Annotated in this window: 27 protein-coding genes; 7 read left to right on the top strand and 20 right to left on the bottom strand. The window is 45.6% G+C overall.

Annotated elements, in window-relative coordinates; translation table 11 throughout:
- Positions 1-6 precede the first annotated feature (6 nt).
- From guaB to ICN48_RS00955, 3 genes are read right to left on the bottom strand one after another with little or no spacing between them, the layout of a single operon-like run.
- Positions 7-1,470, bottom strand: a complete 1,464-nt coding sequence (gene guaB / locus ICN48_RS00965) for an IMP dehydrogenase (protein ID WP_216151885.1) — start codon at positions 1,468-1,470, stop codon at positions 7-9.
- A gap of 26 nt (positions 1,471-1,496) precedes the next feature.
- Positions 1,497-1,847 (bottom strand): RnfH family protein, encoded by a 351-nt coding sequence (locus ICN48_RS00960; RefSeq protein WP_216151884.1) that lies wholly within the window; start codon positions 1,845-1,847, stop codon positions 1,497-1,499.
- Complete coding sequence (locus ICN48_RS00955) at positions 1,840-2,271, bottom strand: type II toxin-antitoxin system RatA family toxin (protein ID WP_216151883.1); 432 nt, start codon at positions 2,269-2,271, stop codon at positions 1,840-1,842. Before ICN48_RS00955 ends, ICN48_RS00960 begins: the two co-directional genes overlap by 8 nt.
- Positions 2,272-2,296: 25 nt before the next feature.
- Here ICN48_RS00955 and smpB point away from each other — a divergent pair, with 25 nt between their 5' ends.
- The 5 genes from smpB to ICN48_RS00930 all read left to right on the top strand — a co-directional run bounded on the left by smpB (position 2,297) and on the right by ICN48_RS00930 (position 7,077).
- A complete protein-coding gene (gene smpB / locus ICN48_RS00950) occupies positions 2,297-2,749 on the top strand; it encodes an SsrA-binding protein SmpB (protein ID WP_216151882.1) in 453 nt (150 codons plus the stop codon).
- Positions 2,750-2,892: 143 nt separating this feature from the next.
- Positions 2,893-4,305 carry a circularly permuted type 2 ATP-grasp protein gene (locus tag ICN48_RS00945; RefSeq protein ID WP_216151881.1) on the top strand — a complete coding sequence of 471 codons (1,413 nt, stop codon included), beginning with the start codon at positions 2,893-2,895 and terminating at the stop codon, positions 4,303-4,305.
- 26 nt (positions 4,306-4,331) lie between these two features.
- Positions 4,332-5,309 carry an alpha-E domain-containing protein gene (locus ICN48_RS00940; protein WP_216151880.1) on the top strand — a complete coding sequence of 326 codons (978 nt, stop codon included), beginning with the start codon at positions 4,332-4,334 and terminating at the stop codon, positions 5,307-5,309.
- A gap of 17 nt (positions 5,310-5,326) precedes the next feature.
- A complete protein-coding gene (locus ICN48_RS00935) occupies positions 5,327-6,124 on the top strand; it encodes a transglutaminase family protein (RefSeq protein WP_216151879.1) in 798 nt (265 codons plus the stop codon).
- Positions 6,125-6,180: 56 nt separating this feature from the next.
- On the top strand, positions 6,181-7,077 hold the full coding sequence (locus ICN48_RS00930) for a peptidase (RefSeq protein WP_255539398.1): 897 nt from the start codon (positions 6,181-6,183) through the stop codon (positions 7,075-7,077).
- Positions 7,078-7,169: 92 nt separating this feature from the next.
- On the opposite strand, the gene ppsA is transcribed toward ICN48_RS00930, so the two are convergent.
- Positions 7,170-9,575: a phosphoenolpyruvate synthase gene (gene ppsA / locus ICN48_RS00925; RefSeq protein ID WP_255539397.1), complete on the bottom strand. Its 2,406-nt coding sequence runs from the start codon at positions 9,573-9,575 to the stop codon at positions 7,170-7,172.
- Positions 9,576-9,681: 106 nt separating this feature from the next.
- On the opposite strand from ppsA, the gene ICN48_RS00920 reads away from it, so the two are divergent.
- On the top strand, positions 9,682-10,509 hold the full coding sequence (locus tag ICN48_RS00920; RefSeq protein WP_216151878.1) for a pyruvate, water dikinase regulatory protein: 828 nt from the start codon (positions 9,682-9,684) through the stop codon (positions 10,507-10,509).
- Between the two features lie 16 nt (positions 10,510-10,525).
- On the opposite strand, the gene ICN48_RS00915 is transcribed toward ICN48_RS00920, so the two are convergent.
- The 16 genes from ICN48_RS00915 to rpsB form a co-directional block, all read right to left on the bottom strand.
- Positions 10,526-11,350: an RNA methyltransferase gene (locus tag ICN48_RS00915; RefSeq protein ID WP_216151877.1), complete on the bottom strand. Its 825-nt coding sequence runs from the start codon at positions 11,348-11,350 to the stop codon at positions 10,526-10,528.
- Between the two features lie 3 nt (positions 11,351-11,353).
- The gene (rnhB, locus tag ICN48_RS00910; protein ID WP_216151876.1) at positions 11,354-11,947 is read right to left on the bottom strand and encodes a ribonuclease HII; all 594 of its coding nucleotides are present in this window, start codon (positions 11,945-11,947) and stop codon (positions 11,354-11,356) included.
- Entirely contained in the window at positions 11,944-13,200 is a 1,257-nt protein-coding gene (lpxB, locus tag ICN48_RS00905; protein WP_216151875.1) for a lipid-A-disaccharide synthase, read from the bottom strand. The genes rnhB and lpxB overlap by 4 nt, the downstream gene beginning before the upstream one ends.
- Positions 13,160-13,957, bottom strand: coding sequence for an acyl-ACP--UDP-N-acetylglucosamine O-acyltransferase (gene lpxA / locus ICN48_RS00900; RefSeq protein WP_216151874.1), 798 nt, complete (start codon positions 13,955-13,957; stop codon positions 13,160-13,162). Before lpxA ends, lpxB begins: the two co-directional genes overlap by 41 nt.
- Positions 13,957-14,406, bottom strand: coding sequence for a 3-hydroxyacyl-ACP dehydratase FabZ (fabZ, locus tag ICN48_RS00895; protein WP_216151873.1), 450 nt, complete (start codon positions 14,404-14,406; stop codon positions 13,957-13,959). Before fabZ ends, lpxA begins: the two co-directional genes overlap by 1 nt.
- Positions 14,407-14,450: 44 nt before the next feature.
- Positions 14,451-15,518, bottom strand: coding sequence for a UDP-3-O-(3-hydroxymyristoyl)glucosamine N-acyltransferase (gene lpxD / locus ICN48_RS00890; RefSeq protein WP_216151872.1), 1,068 nt, complete (start codon positions 15,516-15,518; stop codon positions 14,451-14,453).
- 5 nt (positions 15,519-15,523) lie between these two features.
- A complete protein-coding gene (locus ICN48_RS00885) occupies positions 15,524-16,051 on the bottom strand; it encodes an OmpH family outer membrane protein (protein WP_216151871.1) in 528 nt (175 codons plus the stop codon).
- 18 nt (positions 16,052-16,069) lie between these two features.
- Positions 16,070-18,376 (bottom strand): outer membrane protein assembly factor BamA, encoded by a 2,307-nt coding sequence (gene bamA / locus ICN48_RS00880; protein WP_370624122.1) that lies wholly within the window; start codon positions 18,374-18,376, stop codon positions 16,070-16,072.
- A 38-nt stretch (positions 18,377-18,414) separates the two neighbouring features.
- On the bottom strand, positions 18,415-19,548 hold the full coding sequence (locus ICN48_RS00875; protein WP_216151870.1) for an RIP metalloprotease: 1,134 nt from the start codon (positions 19,546-19,548) through the stop codon (positions 18,415-18,417).
- The gene (gene ispC / locus ICN48_RS00870; protein ID WP_216151869.1) at positions 19,536-20,732 is read right to left on the bottom strand and encodes a 1-deoxy-D-xylulose-5-phosphate reductoisomerase; all 1,197 of its coding nucleotides are present in this window, start codon (positions 20,730-20,732) and stop codon (positions 19,536-19,538) included. Before ispC ends, ICN48_RS00875 begins: the two co-directional genes overlap by 13 nt.
- Positions 20,732-21,559, bottom strand: coding sequence for a phosphatidate cytidylyltransferase (locus ICN48_RS00865; RefSeq protein WP_216151868.1), 828 nt, complete (start codon positions 21,557-21,559; stop codon positions 20,732-20,734). Before ICN48_RS00865 ends, ispC begins: the two co-directional genes overlap by 1 nt.
- A 26-nt stretch (positions 21,560-21,585) precedes the next feature.
- The gene (locus tag ICN48_RS00860; RefSeq protein WP_216151867.1) at positions 21,586-22,359 is read right to left on the bottom strand and encodes an isoprenyl transferase; all 774 of its coding nucleotides are present in this window, start codon (positions 22,357-22,359) and stop codon (positions 21,586-21,588) included.
- Between the two features lie 25 nt (positions 22,360-22,384).
- Positions 22,385-22,945, bottom strand: coding sequence for a ribosome recycling factor (gene frr / locus ICN48_RS00855; protein ID WP_216151866.1), 561 nt, complete (start codon positions 22,943-22,945; stop codon positions 22,385-22,387).
- A gap of 11 nt (positions 22,946-22,956) precedes the next feature.
- Positions 22,957-23,667 (bottom strand): UMP kinase, encoded by a 711-nt coding sequence (gene pyrH / locus ICN48_RS00850; protein WP_216151865.1) that lies wholly within the window; start codon positions 23,665-23,667, stop codon positions 22,957-22,959.
- Between the two features lie 186 nt (positions 23,668-23,853).
- Entirely contained in the window at positions 23,854-24,738 is an 885-nt protein-coding gene (gene tsf, locus ICN48_RS00845) for a translation elongation factor Ts (RefSeq protein ID WP_216151864.1), read from the bottom strand.
- Entirely contained in the window at positions 24,738-25,487 is a 750-nt protein-coding gene (rpsB, locus tag ICN48_RS00840) for a 30S ribosomal protein S2 (RefSeq protein ID WP_216151863.1), read from the bottom strand. The genes tsf and rpsB overlap by 1 nt, the downstream gene beginning before the upstream one ends.
- A 268-nt stretch (positions 25,488-25,755) precedes the next feature.
- Here rpsB and map point away from each other — a divergent pair, with 268 nt between their 5' ends.
- Positions 25,756-26,592 carry a type I methionyl aminopeptidase gene (map, locus tag ICN48_RS00835; protein WP_216151862.1) on the top strand — a complete coding sequence of 279 codons (837 nt, stop codon included), beginning with the start codon at positions 25,756-25,758 and terminating at the stop codon, positions 26,590-26,592.
- The last annotated feature ends 3 nt before the right edge of the window (positions 26,593-26,595 follow it).

The following is a 26,595-nucleotide window of genomic DNA, read 5'->3' as shown; positions in this document are numbered from 1 at the left end:
TAGTTGTTAATCAATATGGTAATTTGGCGCTTCTTTAGTGATCTTCACGTCATGAACGTGCGACTCACGCACGCCAGCTGAAGTGATTTCAACGAAGTTGGCTTTTTCATGAAGCTCATCAATCGTTTTGCATCCGAGGTAACCCATGGAAGAACGAATGCCGCCGGTAAGCTGATGCAAGATTGCCAATACGCTACCTTTGTAAGGCACTTGTCCTTCAATACCCTCTGGCACGAGCTTTTCTGCATTCGCAACAATGTCGCTTTGGAAATAACGATCGGCAGAACCGTCCGCCATCGCGCCCAATGAACCCATGCCGCGATAGCTCTTGTAAGAACGTCCTTGATACAAGAACACTTCACCGGGAGCCTCTTCAGTACCAGCAAACATACCACCCATCATGACTGAACTAGCGCCAGCTGCTAATGCTTTAGCAACGTCACCTGAGTAACGTATGCCACCATCGGCAATCAATGGAATACCGGTGCCCTTAAGTGCAGTAGCCACATTCACAATTGCAGTGATTTGTGGAACGCCGACACCCGCAACAATACGAGTAGTACAAATCGAACCAGGGCCAATGCCCACCTTGACACCATCTGCGCCATGATCAGCTAATGCCTTAGCAGCATCGCCAGTAGCAATATTGCCGCCAATCACTTGCACATGCGGATAGTTTTTCTTAACCCACTTCACGCGATCCAATACACCTTGGCTATGGCCGTGAGCTGTGTCAACTACGATCACATCAACACCAGCGCGTACCAATAACTCAATGCGCTCGTCGTTATCAGGACCTACGCCAACGGCTGCGCCAACACGCAACTTACCTTCGCTGTCTTTACAAGCATTCGGGTGTTCAGTTGCCTTGAGAATATCTTTAACGGTAATGAGGCCACGCAGTTCAAACTTGTCGTTGACAACCAATACGCGCTCTAAACGATGATGACTCATTAAGCGCTTTGCTTCATCTAATGAGCAGCCTTCTTTCACGGTAATCAAACGCTCACGTGGAGTCATTTTGGTTTTTACTGGCGCATCTAAATCTTCTTCGAAACGCAAATCGCGATTCGTAATAATTCCGACAACCTCTTTGTCAACTAGAACTGGGAATCCTGAGAAACCATGTTCACGAGAAAGCTGGATGACCTGACGCAATGTCACATCTGGACTGATGGTAATCGGATCACGCAGTACACCAGATTCATATCGCTTTACTTTAGCTACTTCACGCGCTTGCTCAGCAGGCTTTAAGTTTTTATGAACAATGCCAATGCCACCCTCACTAGCCATGGCAATTGCCAATCGACCTTCAGTAACCGTGTCCATAGCTGCGGACACCAACGGTGTATTAAGTGAAATATCTCGAGTTAACTTACTTGCCAAGCTGGCATCTCGAGGGAGTACCGATGAATAAGCCGGTACGAGGAGCACATCGTCAAAAGTGAGTGCTTTTTGAATGAGTCGCATGCAAAACCCCTAGTCGCAAAAACAGATTATAGCCTCCTAGCCTTTCTTTTAGCTGCGGCAGCCTGGAATTTGGCATCCTGGTTCTGATTAGCCTTCTTACGCCGGACCGTCTTAGGGTCGATTAATAGCGGGGAATAGAGCTCTAAGCGGTCTCCGGCATAAATAGGACTATCCCAGTCCTTGCGTTTACCAAAGACTCCAAAGCAGCCCTTCCTATTCAAAACAGGGTCGTCTGGACCAATAGCGAAGCCTGCCTTGACTAGGGCCAAACCTACGGTAGCTGACTCTCCAGCACCCAGAACAAGCTTGAATGCCTTCAGCTCTGGCTCGCCCAATCTGGCATCACACAGAATCAGCTCAAGCGATTGCTCAGCCATAGAGGTCCTCGGCACGCTTTACAAAGCAGTCAACAAAGGTGCCGACGATATGACCAAATACTGGGCCAATGATCTTATCTAGAATCACGCTCTTGAACTCCCAATGAAGCTTGAACTCGACTTTGCAAGCATCTTCCCGCAAAGGGATAAAGTTCCATTGCCCAGAAAAATGCTTAAACGGGCCATCTACAAAGGCCATATCAATCGTTTCTGGGCGGTGATTGACATTACGCGTATGGAAATACTGGGTAATGCCCTTGAAATTGATATTGATTTTGGCATCGAGCACTGTTTCGGTCTGCTCAAAAATTTCTACCCCACCACACCAAGGCAGGAACTCGGGATAACGGGCGACGTCGGTCACTAAGCCGTACATGCGGTCGGCTGATTGACCAATTAAAACGGTCTTGTAGACGTCTGCCATAATCGTTCTTGAGAGCTAAATAAATATGAGTATCGTCGATAACAAAAAAGCCTTCTTTGATTATTTTATCGAGGAACGCTTTGAAGCAGGGCTTGTGCTGGAAGGCTGGGAAGTAAAAGCTATCCGCGCAGGTCGCGTGCACATCAAAGAAGCGTATGTCGTCATTCGCAAGGCGGAGCTATTTTTGATTGGCTGCCATATCACCCCCTTGCTATCAGCCTCTACCCACATCCTTCCAGAAAACACTCGCACCAGAAAGCTTCTGCTGAATGCTGTTGAGATCCGCAAGCTTATTGGTAAGGTGGAGCAAAAGGGCTATACCCTTGTGCCATTGAACCTGCATTTCTCTAAGGGCAATGTCAAATGCGAAATCGGCCTTGGTAGAGGTAAAAAGCAGCATGACAAACGCGCAGCCACCAAAGAACGGGAGTGGGAGGTCCAAAAAGGCCGAATTGCTAGAGGTGATTTAAACGCCTAATTTCTCGTCTAAGCCCTTAAAAACTGAGTTAGACTAGCTCAGCCCAAAGATTTGAGCATTTATGCACTTTGATGGTGCAATTTAGCACCAAGCCGCTTCAAATCATCTCTTCTAGCTCTTGTAAAGGCTTTATTTTAGTAGTTATGAAATTGCCTTTTGATGAAATGCTCGACGCCGCAGGCAAAGCGCGTCCCCACTACGAAATTTTTCACAATTGGCTGAAGCAGCAAAGCGACTCCCTCATGGGTCTCAAACGCGCTGAAGCCGACTTAATCTTTAGACGAGTGGGCATTACTTTCGCTGTCTATGGTGATGACCTTGGTTCAGAAAGAACCATCCCTTTCGATCAAGTACCGCGCATCTTTACTGCCAAAGAATGGGAGCAACTTGAAGCGGGATTACGTCAACGTGTAAAAGCACTCAATCGCTTTATCTACGACGTGTATCACGATGAAGACATTATTAAGGCGGGCATTGTTCCAGCTGAACAGATTTATAACAATGCGCAATATCGCCCTGAGATGCGCAACGTCAGCATACCGCGCGACATCTACGCACAAATTGCTGGGATTGATATCGTTCGCGCCGGTGAAGGTGAGTTCTATGTTTTAGAAGATAACTTGCGCGTTCCTTCTGGCGTGTCGTACATGGTTGAAGACCGTAAGATGATGATGCGGCTCTTCCCTGACCTCTTTCAAAAATATCGCATTGCTCCTGTAGAGCATTACCCTGATCTTTTATTGGAATGTCTCAAGTCAGTTAAACCGGATGACGTTAAAAAACCAAACGTCGTTGTGCTAACTCCAGGCATGTATAACTCTGCTTACTTTGAGCACAGCTACCTCGCGCAACAGATGGGCGTTGAGTTAGTGGAAGGTAAGGACTTATTTGTGAAGAATGAACAAGTCTTTATGCGTACCACTCAGGGACCTGAGCGCGTAGATGTCATCTACCGTCGTGTTGATGATGATTTCTTAGATCCATTAGCATTCCGCTCTGATTCCACTTTAGGCGTTGCAGGGCTTTTATCTGCACATCGTGCCGGCAATGTGACATTAGCCAATGCAATTGGTACCGGCATCGCTGATGATAAATCCATCTACCCATACGTTCCAAAGATGATCGAGTTTTATCTTGGTGAGAAACCAATCCTCAATAATGTTCCGACATTCCAGTGTCGTAAGGCAGATGACTTAGCTTATACATTAGCCAATCTGGATCAGTTGGTAGTGAAATTGACTCATGGTGCCGGTGGATATGGCATGTTAGTTGGTCCAGCATCAACCAAAGCAGAGATTGAAGAATTCAGAACTCACCTTATCGCCAATCCAGATAAATATATTGCGCAACCTACATTGGCGCTATCCACCTGCCCTACCTTTGTTGAGTCAGGCGTTGCACCAAGGCATATCGACTTAAGACCCTTTGTTCTCTCAGGTAAGACTATCAAGATGGTTCCTGGTGGATTGACTAGGGTTGCACTCAAAGAAGGTTCTTTAGTAGTGAATTCCTCCCAAGGTGGCGGAACTAAAGATACCTGGGTATTGGAAGAGTGAGTGAAGAGTATGGGGAATAAGAAAATATGTTGAGTCGTACCGCTGATTGTCTTTATTGGATGGCCCGTTACACAGAGCGCGCAGAGAATACTGCCCGCATGCTCGATGTAAACCATCAAACCTCCCTACTGCCGCAGCCTGCAGAGTTTTTAGAACAGAGCTGGAAAAAACTACTCACGATCTCTAAGTTGGAAGAAGCCTTCCTCAGCAAATACGATGTCGTTAATCGTGAGAATGCTCTGGATTTCATGATTTATGAAACCAGCAATCCCTCCAGCATCGTCTCCTGTTTATATGCGGCACGAGAAAATGCTCGCGTTATTCGCGGCAAGATTACTTCCGAAGTTTGGGAAACCCAAAATACTACTTGGCTTGAGCTGCAGCGCATCTTAGAAGCAAGACATCAAGCCGATCCTAGCCGTCTACTAGAGTGGGTGAAACACCGCTGCCATTTATTTAGAGGCGTGCTTTATGGAACGATGCTAAAGAACGAAGCCTTTTACTTTATAAGCGTCGGAACCCTATTAGAGCGTGCCGATAATACCGCTCGTATCCTTCAAACTAAATATGAAGATCAGGCAGCGCTCAAAGTATTAAACCCAAATAAAGGCAGTAATGAAGGATCAGGGGTCAACTTCTTTGACTTCTATCACTGGGCAGCTTTACTGCGCTCTGTCTCCGCATTTGAGATCTATCGTCAAATTTATTCTGATCAAGTCACACCAAAACAAGTTGCACAACTACTCATCTTCAATAAACAGATGCCTCGCTCCTTGGTATCCTGCGTCAATGAGTTAATCCCCCTCATTTCCGAAGTCAAGAATCAGCAATCCAAAGAAATTGAGCGTTTGCTTGGAAAGCTCAAGGCAAGCTTGGATTACTCTGATATTGATGAGGTATTTGAGCAAGGCCTGGAAGAATTTATTGAGGCTTTCTTAGAGCGCATTAACTACATAGCCGATGAGTTTAGCAATGCTTATCTCATTCCACTTGCTGTTGCCTAAGAAATTACAAAGACTATATGCATCTTAAAATTCGCCATCGCACAGAATATCGCTATGAAACACCGGTGCGTTATTCAATACAAGAATTGCGCTTGACGCCTCCCACTCTAGCGGGTCAACAGGTAGATAAATGGAGAGTTAGCACGCCAATTAAAGCATCCAGCTCTATAGATACTTTTGGCAATCTTTGCAGTGTATTTGTGCAGGAAAGTCCTTATACCTCAATGATGATTGAGGCTGAAGGTGAAGTGCATACACAAGATGCATTTGAGTTTGTCGATGATGCTAAAGCAGTTTCGCCTTACTATCTTTTGCAGCAAACAAATCTTACTGAATCTACAGATGAAATGTTGGAATATTTCTCGTATGGCATTCCAAAGAAAAATTCTGTTGATCAAGTGCTAAAACTTGCTGAGGCAGTTCAAGGCTTGATTGTGTACTCTCCTGGCCAAACGAACTTTGCCACGACTGCAGCCCAATCCTTTGCCATGAAATCTGGTGTTTGCCAAGATCATGCGCACATTATGTTGAGTCTATGCCGCGCCTCTGGAATTCCGGCGCGATATGTCAGCGGTTATTTCTTTGCAGAGGAGTCTCCAAATCTTGCTAGCCATGCTTGGATCGACTTTTGCAGCGATATAGATAAAGGCATCTGGACTGGCGTAGATATCACCCATGCCTGCCTAGTTGACTCACGTCATATTCGCCTTGCCATTGGTAGAGACTATTATTCTGCCGCTCCTGTTAAAGGGGTGCGCTCTGGCGGCGGGGGAGAAGAACTCAGCGCCAACATTTCTATTCAACAGTTGCCATAGCAACCCTCTGGGTTATTTAAGAGATAATTCCAAGAAATAATGAAGAGGGTCTGTGTATGACGTATTGCGTTGGGCTTTGCCTAAAAGATGGTCTTGTTTTCTTATCCGACACCAGGACAAATGCTGGCGTAGACCAAATTGGCTCCTTTAGAAAGATGTCTTTGTTTCAAAACAAGGATCGCTTCTTTACCCTATTGAGTGCTGGCAACCTTGCTATTACCCAGTCTGTTAAGGAAATTCTGCTTCAAGGACAGCTTTTTAAGGGCAAGAACCTATGGACAGCCAAAAACTCATATGAAGCTGCAGTTGTTGTGGGTGATGCCATCAAACAAGTTTATGAACGAGATCATATAGCCCTTGAAAAAGCAGGACTCGAATTTAATTGCAATATGATTTTTGGTGGCCAAGTGAAAGGAGAGAAACCGCGCTTATTTAATATTTACTCAGCAGGAAACTTTATTGAAGCTACACCCGAGACTTGCTATTTCCAGATTGGCGAATCCAAATATGGAAAGCCCATCTTAGACCGAGTACTCAATTTCAATACACCACTTAACCTAGCAACCAAGTGCGCCCTAATCTCCATGGATTCGACTCTGAAAAGTAATATTTCAGTTGGGCTGCCTTTGGATATGCTGGTTTACGAAAAAAATTCTCTAAAAGCCACTAAGCTCGTTACTCTAGATGATGCAAACCCTTATTTCGCAATGATTCATCAAGCATGGGGCGATAAGCTACGCGAGGCTTTTAACTCCATAGCGGAACCAAGTTGGAGCGGCGCCAATAAGTCGAGTGACATCTCTACTCCCGCTAAAAAAATGGGGATTGTTCCAATAAATCATCCGCCATCTAAGGCGAGAGCTCAAAAGGCTACAAGAACAACTAAGGCCACTCCCGTAAAGAAGGCAGTAAAGAAAGTGGTGCCGAGGAAGGTAGCTGTAAAGAAAAAGTAAGTCTCCAATAATGATGAAGCGCTAGCTGCATTTATAAACAAAAAGGCCTAGAAAAAATCTAGGCCTTTTGCTTTGACGCTATCCGTTTTGGTTTAGGCTTTTAAATTCTTACCTAACATCTCCCAAGTAGCCACTACGCTATCAGGATTTAATGAGATTGAGGTAATGCCTTTCTCAACTAACCAACGAGCAAAGTCTGGGTGATCTGAAGGGCCTTGACCGCAAATACCAACATATTTATTTTGTTTACGGCAGGCATCAATTGAACGAGCAATCATGAACTCTACCGCTGGATCACGTTCATCAAAGTCGATAGCTAACAATTCCATACCGGAGTCACGATCTAGGCCCAGGGTTAATTGAGTCATGTCGTTTGAACCGATTGAGAAACCATCAAAGTATTCAAGGAACTGATCAGCCAAAATAGCATTAGATGGAATCTCACACATCATGATGAGGCGCAAACCATTAACACCACGCTTGAGACCAAACTTCTCCATCATATCGATCACACGCTTTGCCTGATTGATAGTGCGTACAAACGGAACCATGATTTCTACATTGTCTAAGCCCATGTCTTCACGCACGCGCTTCATAGCTGCGCACTCGAGAGCAAAGGCTTCACCAAAGTCTTCAGAAACGTAACGTGATGCACCGCGGAATCCTAACATTGGATTCTCTTCATCTGGCTCGTAACGTGATCCACCAATGAGCTTCTTATATTCATTGGATTTGAAATCTGACAAACGAACGATCACTGGCTTTGGATAGAATGCTGCGGCAATCGTTGCAACACCTTCGACCAATTTATCTTCGTAGAACTGACGTGGACTAGCGTAACCTCGGGCCACGCTCTCAACTGCACGCTTCAGATCAGGATCAATATTTGGATATTCTAATACTGCGCGTGGATGTACACCGATGTAGTTATTGATGATGAACTCAAGACGGGCTAAGCCAACACCTGCATTTGGAATTTGGCAGAAATCAAATGCTAATTGAGGATTACCAATATTCATGGTGATCTTCACTGGAATCTCAGGCAATACACCGCGAGATACTTCAGTGACTTCGGTTTCAATCAAGCCATCATAAATATGACCTTCATCACCTTCGGCGCAAGAAACCGTTACCATCATGCCATCTTGTAAATGCTCGGTTGCATCACCGCAACCAACAACCGCAGGTACGCCTAATTCACGGGCAATAATCGCTGCATGGCAAGTACGTCCACCACGATTGGTCACAATCGCAGAAGCACGCTTCATTACTGGCTCCCAATTAGGATCAGTCATATCAGCAACCAATACGTCACCTGGCTGAACGCGATCCATCTCACTTGGGTCACGAATAATACGCACAGGGCCTGCACCGATCTTTTGACCGATTGCGCGACCTTTTGCCAATACCTTTGAGCTGCCTTTTAATTTATAGCGCATCTCTACTTGGCCAGCAGCCTGACTCTTTACAGTCTCAGGGCGAGCTTGGAGAATATAGATGCGACCGTCTTGACCATCTTTACCCCACTCGATGTCCATTGGACGACCGTAGTGTTTCTCAATAATCACAGCATATTTAGCTAACTCAGTGATATCTGCATCTTCTAAAGAAAAACGATTGCGCTTTTCTGGAGTGACATCAACAGTTTGCACTTTTTCTGCAGAGCCCTTAGGAGCGAACTGCATCTGAATTAACTTAGAACCTAAGGAGCGGCGAATGATTGCTTTCTTATCCTGCGCTAAGGTAGTTTTAAATACATAAAACTCGTCTGGGTTTACTGCACCCTGTACCACAGTCTCACCCAAGCCATAGCTAGAGGTAATGAAAACCACATCCTCAAATCCAGACTCGGTATCCAGCGTGAACATCACTCCAGCAGCACCTAAGTCTGAACGCACCATGCGCTGAATACCAGCGGATAAAGCCACTTCAGCGTGGGCAAAGCCCTTGTGAACACGGTAGGAGATAGCGCGATCGTTATACAGAGAAGCAAATACTTCACGAATCTTCTTCAGAACATCATCAATACCTTCGACGTTCAAGAAAGTTTCTTGTTGCCCTGCAAATGAAGCATCTGGTAAGTCCTCTGCGGTTGCTGAAGATCGAACGGCAAATGAACCTTTGCCAGAATCATCTAGAACTGCGAATGCTTTACGAATCTCTTCGTCTAACTTTGGCTGAAAGGGCGCTGTCTCTATCCAGTTACGAATTTCTGCACCAGCTTGCGCTAAGGCACGCACATCATCAATATTTAAACCTTCTAAACGCTGTTGAATACGCTCAGTCAAATTGTTGTGACTTAGAAAATCACGGAATGCTAATGCAGTAGTTGCAAAACCTGTTGGAACACGAACCCCATTAGACGCTAATTGAGAAATCATCTCTCCTAAGGAAGCATTCTTACCGCCGACTGATTCAACATCAGTCATGCGAAGTTGCTCAAAAGGCAAAACATAGGCATCAGTCATACTGCTATTTTGTTGCTGTTGGTTGGACATAAAATACTCTCAAAAGATAAGGAAACTGGTATAGCGGCCACCCTAAACGGGGCATGCTTTAATATGATTCTATTGTAGTGCTGACCCTGACTTTTAAGCCAAATCCATGTCTAACGAAACCCGCATTGTTTTTATTGTCTCTGACGGCACCGGCATTACCGCCGATAACTTCAGCCAGTCGATTTTGGCTCAATTTGAGGCCACTTTTAAGCACATTAGGGTGCCTTTTGTGGATAGTACCGATAAGGCCCATGACGCCGTTAGCAGCATTAACCAGGCGGCCAACAAATATGGTATCCAGCCGATTGTTTTCACCACTTTGGTGAACTCTGAGCTCAATGCCATTGTTGGCAAGGCAAATGGCCTGATCCTGGACATGTTCCAGACTTTTGTGGCCCCATTAGAAGCCGCTTTGGGCATGAAATCTACCCACGCCATGAACCGCCTCCACCACAATGCAGATACCGAGGCCTATAAGAACCGTATTGAGGCGATTAACTATTCCTTAGCCCATGACGATGGTCAATCCAACCAAAACCTGGCTGAAGCCGACGTCATTCTGCTTGGCATCTCCCGAGTAGGTAAAACGCCAACCAGCCTTTACCTTGCAATGCAGTACGGATTAAAAGCGGCAAACTACCCCCTGATTCCCGAAGACTTTGAACGCGGGCAGCTACCTAAAGATTTGATGCCCTATCGCCAGAAGATCTTTGGTCTGATGATTGATGCTGAGCGACTCTCAGAAATACGGAATGAACGCAGACCAGGCAGTAATTACGCCAAGCTAGAAAATTGCCGTTATGAAATTAATGAAGCAACAGCGATGATGAAAAAACAATCTATTCCTTGGGTGCTCACCACTAGCAAGTCCATTGAAGAAATTGCCACCACCGTACTGCAGGCTATTAAGTCAGATAAAACGATACTAGGCTAAGTTTTAGGTCTGTGGATTAAGTACGCCTAACACGCACAGTCTCAAATAGACATACTGCCGCTGCCGTTGAGACATTAAGCGATTCCACTCTTGGATCAATTGGGATAGAGATACCTTTGGCTTGCGCAAGTAAATCCTCTGATACGCCCTGCCCCTCACTACCCATTACCCAAGCAACTGGATGCAGCAGCTCTTTTTTTAGGGAATAAAGGTCTTGTTCTGCATCTGCGGTAGTTGCCAATAAGGGTGCAGTGACTGCACTCAATACTTGTTGGTTAGACCAACCCTCATATAAATCTAGCAGTTTGTGGGCGCCCATACCTGCGCGCAATACCTTGGTGGACCATAAATGCGCACAACCAGATAAAGCAATCACTTGAGTAAAGCCAGCGGCAGCTGCGGTTCGCAGAATTGAACCTACGTTACCGGCATCTTGTACTCGATCTAATATCACCACATCACCAGCAAGTGTCGAAATCGATTGTGGTGGAGTAATCGTTGATTTAGGAAGATCTAAGAGCCCAGCAATATGCGGCGCATTTACTAAGTCACTCAGTAAATCCCACAGATCACTATCCAACTGAAATACTTTAGTCTCAGGACAAATTTCTAGGTGCTCATAAACCGCTTGAGAGATTTCCATGTTCTTCAAACCCACTTCAGAGGTTAGAAGGATTCTTAAAGCTGGATCACCCACCCAAGTCTGAACCAGATGAATACCTTCCAACAAAGCTTGGCCACTCGCTAGCCTAGCCTTCTGCCCTTTAGAGCCAGTAGCCTGTAGATTACGAATCTCTTTAAACAGAGGATTCTCTTTGGAGGTAATGAGATCAAAGTCCATGGCTTAGTGGCTTTGGTTTTCTAGAACTTTTCGCACCGGCGAAAAACTTCTTCTATGTTGATCACATGCGCCAAATTGTTTCAGGGCTGCAAAATGGGCTTCCGTTGGATAACCCATATGTTGTGCAAATCCATATTCTGGGTGGCGCTCATGCAATATTTGCATCTGTCGGTCACGCGTTACTTTAGCTACGATCGAAGCAGCTGAAATTGCAGGCTCTTTAGAGTCACCCTTCACAATCGCTTCTGCAGCAATCGGCAATTCTGGACAGCGATTGCCATCAATCAATGCTTTATCAGGCCAAGTGCCTAAGCGAGTGGTGAGATCTTCGATTGCCCTACGCATTGCCAGCATCGTAGCCTGCAAAATATTAATCTCATCGATTTCAACTGGGCTGGCTTCACCAACACCCCAAGCTTTTGCCTTTTCCATGATTTGTTCATAGAGATATTCACGGCGAGCAGCAGTTAACTTCTTAGAATCTTTTAAACCTTCAATTGGATTATTGGGATCAAGCACTACGGCACCAGCAACTACTGCACCAACCAATGGTCCACGCCCGGCTTCATCTACACCGCAAACCCAAATGAGGCTCATGCGCTTACTTGCTTTTTGCGATTATTGGCGATCGTCTGAGCTATCGCTTGCGCAACCAACAAACCCGTAGGACGACGCAAAGTTTCGTGCATTTGTGCGAAACGTTCTTTGAGTTTGGTAACTTTAGTTGGATGCTCTATCCACTCTTGTACGGCATTGGCTAATTTTTCAGGCGTAGCATCATGCTGTAAAAGCTCTGGTACAACAAACTCGCCGCAAAGAATATTTGGCAAACCTACATATGGAAGATAACCTTGGCGCTTCATAATCTGAGCCGTCAACCAAGGCACCTTATAAGAAATCACCATCGGTTTTTTCCACAAAGCGGCTTGTAAGGTAGCTGTGCCGCTTGCGATTAATACTACGTCGGAAGCTTCCAGCACTTCATCAGCCATCCCATCCAGTAGATGAATCTGAATATCTGGATTGCTATTTTTTGCTTTAAGCAAAAGCTGCACAAGGGGCTCACGCAGTCTTGGAGTAGCTACAGGAATTAAGAAATTAAGCTTTTGGCCTTTTAGTCTATTACTCAATAACAGCATAGTTTCAAAAAAGACTGGGGCAATCAATTCAATCTCAGAACCACGACTTCCAGGTAAGACAGCAATTACCAAACCCTCAAGTGAGGCGGCGGGAATTTGGAGGTGTTGAGTTAATTTTTCTCGCGCTTGCTCAATATTTGGCTCAAGTGGAATCTCGCTGGCCAATGGGTGCCCCACATATGTAGACGTAACGCCAGCTTTGTCATAGATTTCTGTTTCAAAGGGGAAGATGCAGAGCATGCGCTCTACCGCTTGGGATATCTTCTTAATGCGCCCTGCCCGCCAAGCCCAGATTGAGGGGGATACGAAATGTAAAGTTGGAATACCTGCCTTACGCAACTCCAACTCAACGCCTAAGTTAAAGTCAGGCGCATCAATTCCAAGATAGACGTCGGGCCTGTCTTCATTGAGGAGGTTTTGAATGAGTTCTTTACGAAGCTTCAGAATCGCTGGAAGTTGCTTGATAGCCTCAACGTAACCTCGCACACTCAAGGTTTCCATAGGCCAATCAGAGCGCATGCCCTCGGCCTGCATGCGGGGACCGCCAATGCCATAGACGTCAAGGCCAGACATGTCTGGTATTTGGTTCAGCGCACTAAGAACTGGCGCCGCCAATAGATCACCAGAAGGTTCGCCAGCTACACAAGCTAACTTTGGCAAAGTAATTCCGTTACCGAATAATGCCGCGGGTAGAAGCGGCAATGAAATCATGGAACTGCGCTAGCTTTTCAGTAGTAGCGGCATCAGCGGATGATGCAAGCACCATCTTTTGAATTTCTACTTTAGCTTCTTCAAAACTCAGGCCATCTTTATAAAGTACTTTGTAAGCTTGACGTAAAGCAGAAATTGTTTCGCTTGAGAAACCGCGACGCTTTAATCCCTCAACATTAATACCGTGCGGAGACGCCTTATCTCCAGCAGCAATCACAAACGGCGGGATATCTTGTACTAAGGCAGAGGCGCCACCTAGCATAGCGTGCTGTCCGATACGAACAAATTGATGCACTCCAGACATACCACCCATGATTGCCCAGTCTTCCACTTGTACATGCCCAGCAATTTGCGCATTACTTGAGAAGATAGTGTGATTGCCAACCTGACAGTCATGAGCAATATGAACATAAGCCATGATCCAGTTGTCATTACCAATGCGAGTGATACCTTCGTCTTGCGAGGTACCAGTATGAATCGTCGTGAACTCGCGAATAGTGTTACGGTCACCAATGATTAATTGAGTTGGCTCTCCACGGTATTTCATATCCTGTGGAGGGCCGCCAATAGCAGCAAAATGGGCAAAGGTATTTTCTTTGCCAATGGTGGTGTAGCCTTCAATAACGGTATGAGAGCCTACTTTGGTGCCAGCGCCAATTTTGACGTTAGGGCCAATAACAGAATATGGGCCAACTTCAACATCACTGGCCAGTTCAGCCTTACTGTCTACTACAGCAGATGCATGAATCCGAGTCATTACGCGCCTTTCGTACGAACCGCACAAGTAATATTCGCCTCTGCCGCAATCTCACCATCCACAGTTGCCTTAACAGCAAACTTATAAATCCCAGCACGACCACGCTCTAGTATGGCAGTCATGATGAGCTGGTCGCCAGGCAACACCGGCTTTTTAAAGCGCGCCCCATCAATACCAGCAAAGTAATAAATCGCGTCTTCCGCACGCTCTTCAGAGAAAGTAAGCAAGGCTGCCGTTTGTGCCAATGCCTCAATAATTAACACACCAGGCATTACAGGAAAATCTGGGAAATGACCCTGAAAGAACGGCTCATTCATAGTGACATTTTTTAACGCAGTAATACTCTCACGTGGTGTGATTTCTAGAACACGATCCACCAAGAGGAATGGGTAACGATGCGGTAGCAATTTCAGAATCTTATTGATATCGATTGCGATTGGTGTGCTCATAAATGACCTGCTAAAAGTAAGTATTTGATTTAGATTACAGAATCTTATGACTCTGTAGTTTTGTTTTTATCCAGTAAACGCAAGCGCTGACGTATTTTATCTAGGCCACGCAAAATAGCGGCATTTTTCTCCCATGCACTGTGGGGCATGGATGGATAAACCCCTGTGAAATGCTGACCTGGCTCAGTGATAGAGCGAATAATAGAGGTGTTACCAGAAACCGTTGTCCTGTCAGCAATTGTGAGATGGCCCGCAAAATTTGATGCTCCACCAATGATGCAGAAATTACCAATCTTGGTGCTACCAGAAATTGCAGCACATCCAGCCACAACGCAACAACTACCAATAACAACATTGTGCGCAATTTGGACTTGATTATCTATCTTGGTTCCCGCACCGATGACGGTGTCACTCATTGCTCCACGATCAATCGTAGTGGAAGCGCCAACTTCCACATCATTTCCAATGACTACGCGACCGGTCTGAGGAATCTTCACCCACTCACCACCGGCACCAGAAAAGTCGGAGGCAAAACCAAAACCATCTGCACCAATCACTGCGCCACTATGAATAATGCAACGCTCGCCAATTTGCGTACTGTAGTAAATAGAGGTTGACGGGTAGATCAAGCTATCGCTTGCAATCACACAATCTCTTGCAATACTTGAATTGCCTAAAATCACAACACGCTCACCCAACTTTACCCCAGCTCCAATTTGCACAAACGGACCAATATGGCATGAGACTGGAACAATCGCAGTGGAATCAATTACTGCACTTGGATGAATTCCGGCTGGATAAGTTGGAGTACTTACTTTTGCAAAGTGCTGAGCCATTCTGGCAAAAGTGGCATACGGGTTTTTTGAGACAAAGTACACCCGCTTGGCTGAATTGACACTGGGGTTAGCCTGCAGAAACTCTAAATCAGACTGACTAACAATCAATGCGCCTGCAGCGCTATCACTAGCCTGCTGTCTATACAATGGATTGGAGAGAAAGGATATCTGATCAGGTTGCCCCCGCTCTAATGGAGCGAGGCCTGTAAAACTGTGGGAAGCCTCCCCCACTAAGCTTGCTTGAAACTGTTCGGCCAGCTCAATGGCGGTAGGCATAAAGCTTACTTCTGGCTATTTAAAGCCTTGATAACATCATCGGTTACGTCTGCCTTAGGGCTTACATAAGCCGCTTCTTGAACAATGATGTCAATTTTTCTTTGCTCTGCAATTTGCTTTAACACTGCATTTGCTTTTTCTGCAATCTTAGCGCGCTCTTCAAACGTGCGCTGATTGAGATCTTCAGTAAATTCACGTTGTTTGCGTTGCAATTCACGATCTTGATCAGCCAATTCACGTTGACGACGTAAGCGCTCGGCTTCATTCATCACCGCGGCGTCACGATCGAGTTTTTCAGCTGCAGATTTAATTTTTTGGGCACTATCGCGCAAATCGTTCTGACGCTTGGTAAATTCATTTTGCAAACGAGTTTGCATTGCTTTTGCCAGATTGGATTCGTTAAACACTTTCTCCGAATTCACAACGGCAACGCGCGTTCCCGCATCTTGAGCGAATGATGGCGTGGCGGCAATTGTTGTCACAGCAGCAATTAAGCTAATTTGAATCCATTTAGAAGATTGATAAAGCTTCATAAAACTTTCCTTAAACAATTAAAACGCTGTACCCACTTGGAACTGTAAACGCTGAACATTGGCATTTGGATAGGGCTTATACGGCATACCATAGCTGAATTTTAAAGGTCCTAACGGTGATATCCATGATAAACCCAATCCATAAGAGTATCTCAGAACTAAATTCATGTTTTCCCCAAAAGCATTACCGCCGTCTACGAAGGTAAATAGGCGCAGGGTTTTATCGACGCCAGAGCCAGGAACAGGGAAGGTATATTCCACGTTTGTAACGATCTTAGACTGCCCGCCTGTTGGCTGATATTGACCAATCACGGTGTTGTAGTACTGGGGCCCCAAGGAACCAGGCGCATAGCCGCGAACAGAACCAATACCACCTACATAGTAGTTTTTGGTAATCGGGAATGGATTATTACCATAAGCCTGACCGTAACCAACCTCGCCATTAAAGGACAGGATATTACCCTTTGAGAACGAGTGGTATTTCTGGTACTGGCCATATAAGCGATAAAAAGTCATATTACCGACAGGCGTTCCCACCTCCGCTGACAATTGCTGTAAGGAACCAGAGGATGGAATGAGCGTACTGTCTCGACCATCGCGCGACCACCCAACAGTCAATGGCACGTTATAGGTAGTCAGGGTAGCGGGATAACCAGGCGCAGCAACCCCATAGCTTTGGGCATAATTTAAGTAAGGCTGCGGGGTATTACTAGAAGTCTGAATTTGAAATGCTTCAACTCCAGTTCCAAAAAAGACTCTATCAACCTCGGTATAAGGAACGCCGAATTTAATATTGGAGCCCACAGATTTAATTTGGTATTCAGTGTCGCCAACGTAGTACAAAGGCTTGGATGATCGATAGTACAGATCGGTGTATCGACTAATACCATCTTCCGTAAAGTATGGATCGTAATTAGATAGGGTTAAATTCTGATTGATCTTACCTAGCGATGCATTTAAGCCAATCGCAGTACCAGTGCCGAACGCATTATCTTGATTGATACCGGCAGATAAAATCAATTTCTCGGTTGAGGAGAATCCGGCACCAACAGTAATCGCGCCCGTCGGCTTCTCAGTAACCTTGACATTGACGTCAACCTGATCAGGAGATCCAGGAACATCTTCGGTGGTGATATCGGTTTCCGTGAAATAGCCTAAGCGGCCTAAACGCTTTTTAGATAATTCAATCTTGTCACTATCAAACCATGAACTTTCAAACTGACGCATCTCGCGACGAATCACCATGTCACGAGTTTTAGCGTTGCCAGAAATGGCCACTTGACGAACATAGATACGGCGCCCAGGATCGATCACCAAGGTAAGATCTACTTCAGCTAGATCGCGGCGAATATCAGGTTGCGGGTTAATGGTTGCAAATGCATAACCATAGCTCCCCAAGATCTCGGCAATTGCTTTGGTGCTCTCTGTTAGTTGGGCTGATGAGAAAGTATCTCCCGGCTTCAAAACAACCAACTGCATCAACTCCGCCTCTTTACCAAGAGTTTCACCGGCTAAACGCACATCCTTCACGGTGAATTTTTTACCTTCGCTAATACTGATTGTGAGGTAGACGCCCTTTTTATCGGGAGTAATCGAAACTTGTGTAGATTCAATTACAAATTCTAGATAACCACGATTAAGGTAGTACGAACGAATCGACTCTAAGTCGGCAGTTAATTTTTGCTTGGAGTAAAGATTGTCTTTGCTGTACCAAGAAAGCCAGCCGCCCGTTTTGAGCTGCATCTCGCTCTTTAAAGTACTCTCACTAAAAGCCTCCGTTCCAATGAAATTAATCTCTTGAATTTTGGCTATAGGACCTTCGTCAACGTTGAAATAAACGGCTACTTGGTTACGCTCAACAGGGGTTACTGTTGCAACTACTTCAGCTGCATACATGCCTTTACCAACGTATTGACGCTTGAGTTCTTGCTCTGCTTTATCAATTAAGGCTTTGTCGTAGAAACGCGCTTCAGCTACGCCGACTGTTTTTAATGATTTACGAATAATCTCGGGATCAAACTCTTTCATTCCCGTAAATTCAATACGAGAGATGGTTGGACGCTCTTCAACGATCACAATAAGCACACTACCCTGCGCTTGAATCTGAACGTCTCTAAAAAAGCCAGTGCTATAGAGGGCCTTAATTGCCTCGGCACCCTTTTCGTCAGTAAAGGTTTCGCCCACCTGAACAGGCAGATAGCTAAATACTGTTCCAGGCTCTACACGCTGCAAACCTTCAACACGAATGTCTTTCACCACAAATGAGTCTGCTGCAGATGCGTTCAGACTAAACCCAAGCACAAAAACTACCAAGATTTGGGTAATGCAGCGGGCAAAAAAACGTAAAGAAAGTGTCAGAGAATTCAAGGCGAAATATAGCGTTGTAAATCGTTAAACAAGGCCAGCAATGACATAGAAATCAGCAGAAAGAAGCCCACTTTTTGGAGTTGCCCCTGCATCGATGTCGAAATCCGCTTACCGGCTACCAACTCCCATGCATCATACAGTAGCTGACCCCCATCTAGCATCGGAAAAGGAAGCAAATTGAGCAAACCAATGCTAATACTCATAAGTGCTAAAAAAGCCAAAAATGGCTGCCAGCCTACCTGGGCGGATTTGCCCGCCATGTCAGCAATGCTGATGGGACCTCCCAACTGTTTTAGGGAGGTGTTTCCGGTAAATAATCCAGCCATTAGTCTTGCAGAAACCTTGGAAATTACCCAGACCCTTTTGGATGCAAATAGAAGTGCATCTATTGGGCCTAATTTGAGGTCTTGCCACTCTGCCAAGGGCGTTAGTGCTGGCAAGATACCAAGCGCCAGCATTGGATCCTTGTCGGGGGTGATTTTGGGTAAATCCTTGGCATAAAAGGACTTTACTAAGCTGCCGCCACTAGGAGTTTCTAACTTTAGTGCGAATCCATTCTCTCCAGTAAGCGCGTCCATCAAACTCCAGCGCAAGGCATTCCAACTTGGAACAGGAGAAAAATCACCAAAAAGGGGCACGCCATCCTGTTCAGAACCTAAATCCTGCCAGCCAATCACCCGATCTCCTCCAGTCAATCCAAGCTTGGCAGCAACAGAATGCTCAGGAGGGCTCTGCAAAACCGCCGGCAATTGGGGGGCGCCGGATACATAAATCAAGGCAAAAAAGATAATTGCTAGAAAAAAATTAGCGAAGGGGCCGGCAGCCACAATCAAAGAACGCTGCCATAGTGGTTTCCGATCAAAGGCTTGGGACTCCTCGGCCGGAGCAATCACTTGCTGAGGGTCTCGACCGTCGAGCAACTTAACATAGCCACCCAAAGGAATCGATGCTAAGACCCATTCGGTTTTATTTTTAGCATGGTAAGTAAACAAAGGTTTACCAAAACCAACTGCAAAGCGCAGCACGCGAACACCACAACACCGAGCTGCAAAAAAATGCCCGAACTCATGGAAGCTGACCAACACTCCAAGAGTCAATAAAAATGCAGCAAGAGTAATTAATGCTTGCAAAGAATATTCCTCACTACTGACTGTGCAGAATGACGAGCTCGTGCATCGATGTCCAAAATCAATTCAAGTGATTCTGCATTGACTGAGGGGATCATGTTCAACACATTCTCCACTACAGCTGGTATCTGCAAATAAGGCAAGCCCTCATCTAAGAATGCTGCAACTGCAATTTCATTAGCAGCATTCAGAACAGTGGGCGCAGTACCACCGGCAATAGCAGCAGCAAATGCCAAAGACAGGCATGGGAAACGCTCTAACTCTGGTTCAGAAAAACTCAAATTCGCTAACTGCGTCAAACTCAATGGCGCTACACCAGCATCAATGCGTTCAGGCCATGCAAGGCCATAAGCGATAGGAGTCCGCATATCTGGCTGACCTAGCTGAGCCAATACTGATCCATCGCGATAACGCACCATTGAATGCACGACACTTTGCGGATGAATCAATACCTTAATTTTTGCTAAAGGCAAACCAAATAACCAAAAAGCCTCGATGACCTCAAGACCTTTATTCATCATCGTTGCAGAATCCACAGAAATCTTTCTGCCCATCACCCAATTGGGATGTGCACAAGCTTGCTCCGGAGTGATGCTTGCTAACTGATCAAGAGGTGTATTTCTGAAGGGCCCACCCGATGCAGTTAACCAAAGCTCCTCAACACCTAATGCAGAATGATGCTCTTTAGAAAATTGACTTGGTAGACATTGAAAGATTGCATTATGTTCACTATCAATAGGAAGGAGTTGCCCTCCGCCCTGCTTAATTGCCTGCATGAACAAATCACCAGACATCACTAATGCTTCTTTGTTAGCAAGTAATACTCTTTTGCCTGCTTTCGCAGCAGCCAATGCCGGAACCAATCCCGCAGCACCAACAATAGCAGCCATCACAGTATCGCAATGAGATTCAGTAATGGCAGTAACTAAAGCTTGTGGCCCATACAAAACTTGAGTGCCGATTTGCTTCTCCAGCAAAAGCTTGCTTAAGCGAGCAGCACCATCTGCATCTGCCACTACGGCAATCGCAGGTTTAAATTCAATACACTGCTGCGCAAGTAGATCAACCTGTTTTGCCGCAGTAAGTGCTACTACTTTAAAGCGATCTGGGTGCGCACGAATGACATCTAGCGTATTGACGCCGATAGATCCAGTAGAACCTAGAATACCAACCCGCTTGATTGACATCACACCAGTCCTGCCAAAAGTGCTGCGATTGGCATTGCCGGAATCAAAGCGTCTACACGATCCAATACTCCACCGTGACCAGGTAACAAATGACTGGAATCCTTAACACCGGCCAATCGTTTTAACTGGGACTCAAATAAGTCTCCAAAAATACTGAATGCAGTCAATACCGTAACCATCAAGAACATAGGAACCCAGCCAAAGCGAATAGCCCATGCACCAAATAAAGTCGATTCAAAAGACAAAAAATACACGCACAAGAACGCATATATATAACAAAGTATTAAGCCACCAATAGCACCCTCGATAGATTTCCCGGGGCTAATTTGTACTGCAAGCTTGTGCTTGCCAAATGCTTTACCAACAAAATAAGCACCAATATCTGCAATCCATACCAAAGCCATGGTACTGAGCAAAAAGATGAGACCCAACTCACGCAAGAACACCAATGCAAACCAAGTCGCTGGAAGCACAATTAAACCAAGCACCACATAAAAAGGTCTTATCTTTTCAATGGACAGATTCATACCTTTGGCCAATATAAAGGGGGCAATAAAGAACCAGAAAATAACAGCTAGAAGCAATAGGGCAAATTGCCATGAGGCATTTTGCATGCCTAGTAAAAGCAAAATAATGGCTAGACAAAATAATACGTATATCCAAGCGGCACGGCCCGCGCCAGGAGTCAGCAAGCGACTCCACTCCCAAGCGGCAGCCAACAAGCCTACTAAGAAGAAAGCTCCGATATAAATTTGGGGAAGGAGAAACAAGATAGGCAGCAATACCGCCAATAAGACAAGGGCGGTAATGACTCTGGTTTTTAGCATGGGGGTGAACTTAGTAATGAACTACGTCAAACTGCATCGCTCATAGCTTGCGATGCAAGCTGAGCACTAGTACGACCAAAGCGGCGCTCACGCTGGCTAAACCAGTCAAACGCCTTGTGTAGCTCTTTCTCGTCAAAGTCAGGCCACAAGATATCTGTGAAATACAACTCGGTATAAGCCAATTGCCACAGCAAGAAATTGCTCACACGCTGCTCGCCGCCAGTACGAATAAACAAATCAGGCTCTGGAGCATAAGACATCGAAAGATGGGGCTGAAGTAATTCTTCAGTGACTTGTTGCGGCTTCAGATTCGGATTGGCAGTAAGGCATTGACGCATGGCCTGCAAAATATCCCAACGACCACCATAGTTTGCGGCAATCGTAAAAGTCAGCCCTTTACAGTCGACCGTCTTTTTCTCAGAAAACTCCACCATTTCTTGAATCGCAGAATCAAAACGACTCAAGTCGCCAATCAATCGCAAAGCAATATCGTTCTCAGCCAAACGCGAGACTTCGCCTTTGAGTGACTTTAGAAAAAGCTTCATGAGGAAACCCACCTCTTCCGGTGGGCGGCGCCAGTTTTCTGAACTGAAGGCAAATACCGTTAAGTACTCAACGCCCAGCTTGCGACATTCTTCAACAATCTTGCGAACCGCACTCAATCCTTCGGAGTGCCCAGCAACGCGCGGCATCATGCGCTTGCTCGCCCAACGCCCATTGCCATCCATGATGATCGCCACATGGCGAGGTATAGCAGATACCTCTGGTATGGCTAGAGTTGAACTGAAATGTTGAGTCATGAAAAGCCAAAAATTCAGGACGGTTTTAAACCGTCATGATCTCTTTTTCTTTTTCAGTAATGATTTTATCGACATCAATCACTGCTTTATCCGTCATCTTCTGAATTTCATCTGTAGCGCGACGCTCTTCATCCTCGGAGATTTCTTTATCCTTAGTAAGACGTTTTAAATGCTCATTCGCGTCACGGCGCAAATTACGAACAGCAATCTTAGTTTCTTCACCTTCATTCTTCACAACCTTGGTGAGGTCACGGCGGCGCTCTTCGGTCAAAGCAGGCATTGGTACGCGAATTACTGTGCCCTGTGATGCTGGGTTTAAACCTAAATCAGAATCACGAATTGCTTTTTCAATCACTGCAACCATCGTCTTTTCAAATGGCTGAACATTAATGGTGCGCGCATCCGCTAAACCCAGGCTCGCAACCTGACTTAATGGGGTGGGATTACCGTAATAGTCCACCTGAATGTGCTCCAAAATTCCTGGGTTAGCACGGCCAGAACGAATCTTGGCCAAATTGGTCTTCAAAGCCTCGAGAGACTTTTGCATCTTTTGATCGGTATTGGTTTTAATTTCTGCTGCTGACATCTGGCCTCCTATTAAACGTGTACCAAAGTACCTTCAGGTTCACCTTGCACTACACGCATCAATGCGCCTGGCTTGAGAATTGAAAATACTTTGATTGGTAATTTGCGATCACGACACAATGCAAATGCTGTTGCGTCCATAACCTGTAGATTCTTGATTAAAGCTTCGTCAAACGTAATAGTTTTATATAAAGTTGCTGCGGGATCCTTGACTGGATCCGCGCTATAGATACCGTCTACCTTGGTTGCCTTAAGCATGATCTCAACGCCCATCTCAGCCCCACGCAGAGCAGCTGCGGTGTCGGTAGTAAAGAATGGGTTTCCAGTTCCAGCAGCGAAGATGACTACTTTGCCCTCGCCCATCGCACGAATGGCGCGGGGACGAATATAAGGCTCAACCACTTGATCCATGCGAAGAGCAGATTGTACGCGTGCCTCAACACCTTTTTGACGCAATGCATCTTGCAATGCCAAGGAATTCATCATAGTTGCCAACATACCCATGTAATCGGCAGTTGCACGATCCATGCCAGCAGCACCTCCGGCCACACCACGGAAAATGTTGCCGCCACCAATCACAATCGCGAGTTCCACTCCGATATTCACAACATCGGCAATTTCCTTAACCATGGAATCGATAGTGACTGGATTGATGCCAAAAGCATCATCACCCATAAGGGCTTCACCAGATAGTTTTAGGAGGACTCGTTTGTAGGCTGGCATGTTTTTTATTTTCCGTAATTTGCCAAGTAATTTACTTACTTAGCTTATTGATCTTTAAGCACTTTTTTAATATCTACGCCAAATTATAAAGGGCTTGGGAGGGATCAAACAAAAGGGCACAGAAACTAAGGTTTCCATGCCCTTTTGGGTATTACCAACCAATGGGGCAAGCCCCAAACTGGCAATTTAAGCGGTTGCTTTTGAAGCGGCAGCCACTTGTGCAGCTACTTCAGCCGCAAAGTCGTCTTGACGCTTCTCAATGCCCTCGCCTACAACAAACATGGTGAAGCCCTTGATTGTTGTGTTTGCAGCCTTGAGCATTTGCTCTACAGATTGCTTGTCGTTTTTAACGAAAGTCTGGTTCAACAAAGAAACCTCTTTGAGGTACTTCTGAATAGAACCTTCAACCATCTTTTCAACGATTTCTGGTGGTTTGCCAGATTCGGCAGCTTTTTGAACAGCTACGCTACGCTCAACAGCAATTGCTTCAGCAGGAACGTCAGCCATAGACAAAGCTACTGGCTTCATTGCAGCAATATGCATTGCTACATCTTTAGCAGCAGTGTCGTCACCTTCGAACTCAACCATTACACCAATACGAGTGCCATGGAGGTAAGAAACCAACTTGTTGCTTCCAGCAAAACGCTTAAAACGACGTGGCATGATGTTCTCGCCGATCTTACCGATCAATGCGCTACGAACTTCATCAACAGTTTGACCATTCAATGGCAATGCTAACAATGCAGCAACGTCAGCTGGGTTCTTTTCAGCAACCAACTTCACGCAGTCATTTACGAACGCCAAGAAATCATCATTCTTAGAAACGAAGTCAGTTTCGCAGTTCACTTCTAACAAAGCACCAGTAGTGTCATTGATAGAAGTAGCAACGATACCTTCAGCCGTTACACGAGAAGCTGCTTTACCAGCCTTGCTACCCAGCTTAACGCGCAGAATTTCTTCTGCACGAGCCATATCACCATCAGCCTCGGTCAAAGCCTTTTTACACTCCATCATCGGAGCATCAGTTTTGGCGCGTAACTCGCCAACCATTGCAGCGGTAATAGCGGCCATTATTCAGCCTCCCCTTCTTCAACAAATTCTTCTTCACCTTCTTTAACTGCCGTCAAAATTTCTTGAACAGAGTTAGCTTTGCCCTCGAGGATTGCGTCAGCAATGCCACGCGCATAAAGGAGAACAGCTTTGCTGGAGTCATCGTTACCAGGAATAATGTAATCAACACCTTCTGGTGAGTGGTTAGTATCTACAACAGCGATTACTGGAATGCCAAGCTTGTTGGCTTCAGTAATAGCAATCTTGTGATAGCCAACGTCCACTACGAAAATCGCATCAGGAACACCGTTCAAATCTTGAATACCGCCAAGCGCTTTTTGCAACTTGTCGAGATCACGGTCGTTAGTCAAAGCTTCTTTTTTAGAAAGCTTTTCCCAGTCGCCAGCTTCTTTAGCAACTGCCATGTCTTTCAAACGCTTGAGGGAACCTTTAACAGTTTTGAAGTTGGTGAGTGTGCCACCCAACCAACGGCTGTCGATGTAAGGCATACCAGCACGAGCAGCTTCTTCAGCAATGATCTCGCGTGATTGACGCTTAGTACCAACAAATAAAATAGTGCCACGATTAGAAGCAACTTGTTTTGCAAATTTCAGGGCGTCCTGAAACATTGGCAATGTTTTTTCCAAGTTGATGATGTGGATTTTGTTGCGATGACCGAAAATGAATGGGGCCATCTTTGGGGACCAGAAACGGGTTTGGTGACCAAAATGGCAACCGGCTTCCAGCATTTGACGCATAGTTACTGACATAACTTCTCCTAAGGGTTGTTTCTAAAGTTGAGTCCTAGCTGCGCTAAAAAACGCCACCCTGGAGGGCTCAACTCGCGATTTCAAGTCCAAAATAGACCTGAGACCGAAATTATAGCTTAAATATCAACGCTCTAGGCAGCGCCACGGACGCCCCAACCGGAGGTCTAAGCTTCAAAACAGCCCCTAGAAGCCCAAAAAAGGCTATGAATGCTTAATTTTTAGGCATTACTTGCAAGCTAAAAGCCTCCAAGTCGTTGATAATCAAGGCATGAATAGTGTATTTACCGAAGAAAAAGACATCCTAGGGATGCGTGAAGCTGGCCGCTTAGCTAGCGAAGTGATTGATCATGTGGCACCCCACGTTAAAGCCGGGGTAACTACGGGCGAACTCGATCGGATTTGCCATGAATACATGCGCGACGTCCAAAAAACGATTCCAGCCCCATTGAACTATCAGCCACCTGGCTACCCTCCATTTCCAGCATCCATCTGCACCTCAGTAAATGATGTGATTTGTCATGGAATTCCTGGCGACAAAGTTCTTAAGACTGGTGATGTTGTGAACTTAGACATCACAGTCATAACTCCTGACGGCTACTACGGCGACACCAGTCGTATGTTTATGGTGGGTGAAGTTTCCGTCATGGCAAAACGCCTCACTCAAATTACGTTTGAATGTATGTGGCTAGGAATTGCTCAAGTTAAACCAGGTGCATCACTTGGTGACATCGGTCACGTGATTCAGACCCATGCAGAAAAAGCGGGTTATTCAGTAGTGCGTGAATACTGTGGTCACGGTATCGGCAAAGTATTCCATCAAGATCCACAAATGCTTCACTATGGTCGCCCAGGTACCGGCGAGAAACTAGAAACTGGCATGACTTTCACAATCGAGCCCATGATTAACGCTGGCAAGCGAGATATTCGCACCATGCCTGATCAGTGGACTGTGAAAACAAAAGATCGTAGCTTGTCGGCTCAGTGGGAACATACCTTGCTCGTGACTCAGACTGGTGTTGAAGTGCTTACCTGGTCAGAAGGTAGCAACCCACCTCCTGATTGCGTTAAAGGTCTTTCATTCAGACCTTCATCAGTAAGCGCTTAATAC

Source organism: Polynucleobacter sp. JS-Safj-400b-B2 (genome assembly GCF_018881975.1).
GTDB lineage: Bacteria > Pseudomonadota > Gammaproteobacteria > Burkholderiales > Burkholderiaceae > Polynucleobacter.
This window is presented reverse-complemented; position numbering and strand designations above follow the sequence as displayed.

Coding starts and splice junctions, on each gene's coding strand:
- guaB (WP_216151885.1), bottom strand. CDS start 1,470: ATGCGACTCATTCAAAAAGCACTCACTTTTGACGATGTGCTCCTCGTA.
- ICN48_RS00960 (WP_216151884.1), bottom strand. CDS start 1,847: ATGGCTGAGCAATCGCTTGAGCTGATTCTGTGTGATGCCAGATTGGGC.
- ICN48_RS00955 (WP_216151883.1), bottom strand. CDS start 2,271: ATGGCAGACGTCTACAAGACCGTTTTAATTGGTCAATCAGCCGACCGC.
- smpB (WP_216151882.1), top strand. CDS start 2,297: ATGAGTATCGTCGATAACAAAAAAGCCTTCTTTGATTATTTTATCGAG.
- ICN48_RS00945 (WP_216151881.1), top strand. CDS start 2,893: ATGAAATTGCCTTTTGATGAAATGCTCGACGCCGCAGGCAAAGCGCGT.
- ICN48_RS00940 (WP_216151880.1), top strand. CDS start 4,332: ATGTTGAGTCGTACCGCTGATTGTCTTTATTGGATGGCCCGTTACACA.
- ICN48_RS00935 (WP_216151879.1), top strand. CDS start 5,327: ATGCATCTTAAAATTCGCCATCGCACAGAATATCGCTATGAAACACCG.
- ICN48_RS00930 (WP_255539398.1), top strand. CDS start 6,181: ATGACGTATTGCGTTGGGCTTTGCCTAAAAGATGGTCTTGTTTTCTTA.
- ppsA (WP_255539397.1), bottom strand. CDS start 9,575: ATGTCCAACCAACAGCAACAAAATAGCAGTATGACTGATGCCTATGTT.
- ICN48_RS00920 (WP_216151878.1), top strand. CDS start 9,682: ATGTCTAACGAAACCCGCATTGTTTTTATTGTCTCTGACGGCACCGGC.
- ICN48_RS00915 (WP_216151877.1), bottom strand. CDS start 11,350: ATGGACTTTGATCTCATTACCTCCAAAGAGAATCCTCTGTTTAAAGAG.
- rnhB (WP_216151876.1), bottom strand. CDS start 11,947: ATGAGCCTCATTTGGGTTTGCGGTGTAGATGAAGCCGGGCGTGGACCA.
- lpxB (WP_216151875.1), bottom strand. CDS start 13,200: ATGATTTCATTGCCGCTTCTACCCGCGGCATTATTCGGTAACGGAATT.
- lpxA (WP_216151874.1), bottom strand. CDS start 13,957: ATGACTCGGATTCATGCATCTGCTGTAGTAGACAGTAAGGCTGAACTG.
- fabZ (WP_216151873.1), bottom strand. CDS start 14,406: ATGAGCACACCAATCGCAATCGATATCAATAAGATTCTGAAATTGCTA.
- lpxD (WP_216151872.1), bottom strand. CDS start 15,518: ATGCCTACCGCCATTGAGCTGGCCGAACAGTTTCAAGCAAGCTTAGTG.
- ICN48_RS00885 (WP_216151871.1), bottom strand. CDS start 16,051: ATGAAGCTTTATCAATCTTCTAAATGGATTCAAATTAGCTTAATTGCT.
- ispC (WP_216151869.1), bottom strand. CDS start 20,732: ATGTCAATCAAGCGGGTTGGTATTCTAGGTTCTACTGGATCTATCGGC.
- ICN48_RS00865 (WP_216151868.1), bottom strand. CDS start 21,559: ATGCTAAAAACCAGAGTCATTACCGCCCTTGTCTTATTGGCGGTATTG.
- ICN48_RS00860 (WP_216151867.1), bottom strand. CDS start 22,359: ATGACTCAACATTTCAGTTCAACTCTAGCCATACCAGAGGTATCTGCT.
- frr (WP_216151866.1), bottom strand. CDS start 22,945: ATGTCAGCAGCAGAAATTAAAACCAATACCGATCAAAAGATGCAAAAG.
- pyrH (WP_216151865.1), bottom strand. CDS start 23,667: ATGCCAGCCTACAAACGAGTCCTCCTAAAACTATCTGGTGAAGCCCTT.
- tsf (WP_216151864.1), bottom strand. CDS start 24,738: ATGGCCGCTATTACCGCTGCAATGGTTGGCGAGTTACGCGCCAAAACT.
- rpsB (WP_216151863.1), bottom strand. CDS start 25,487: ATGTCAGTAACTATGCGTCAAATGCTGGAAGCCGGTTGCCATTTTGGT.
- map (WP_216151862.1), top strand. CDS start 25,756: ATGAATAGTGTATTTACCGAAGAAAAAGACATCCTAGGGATGCGTGAA.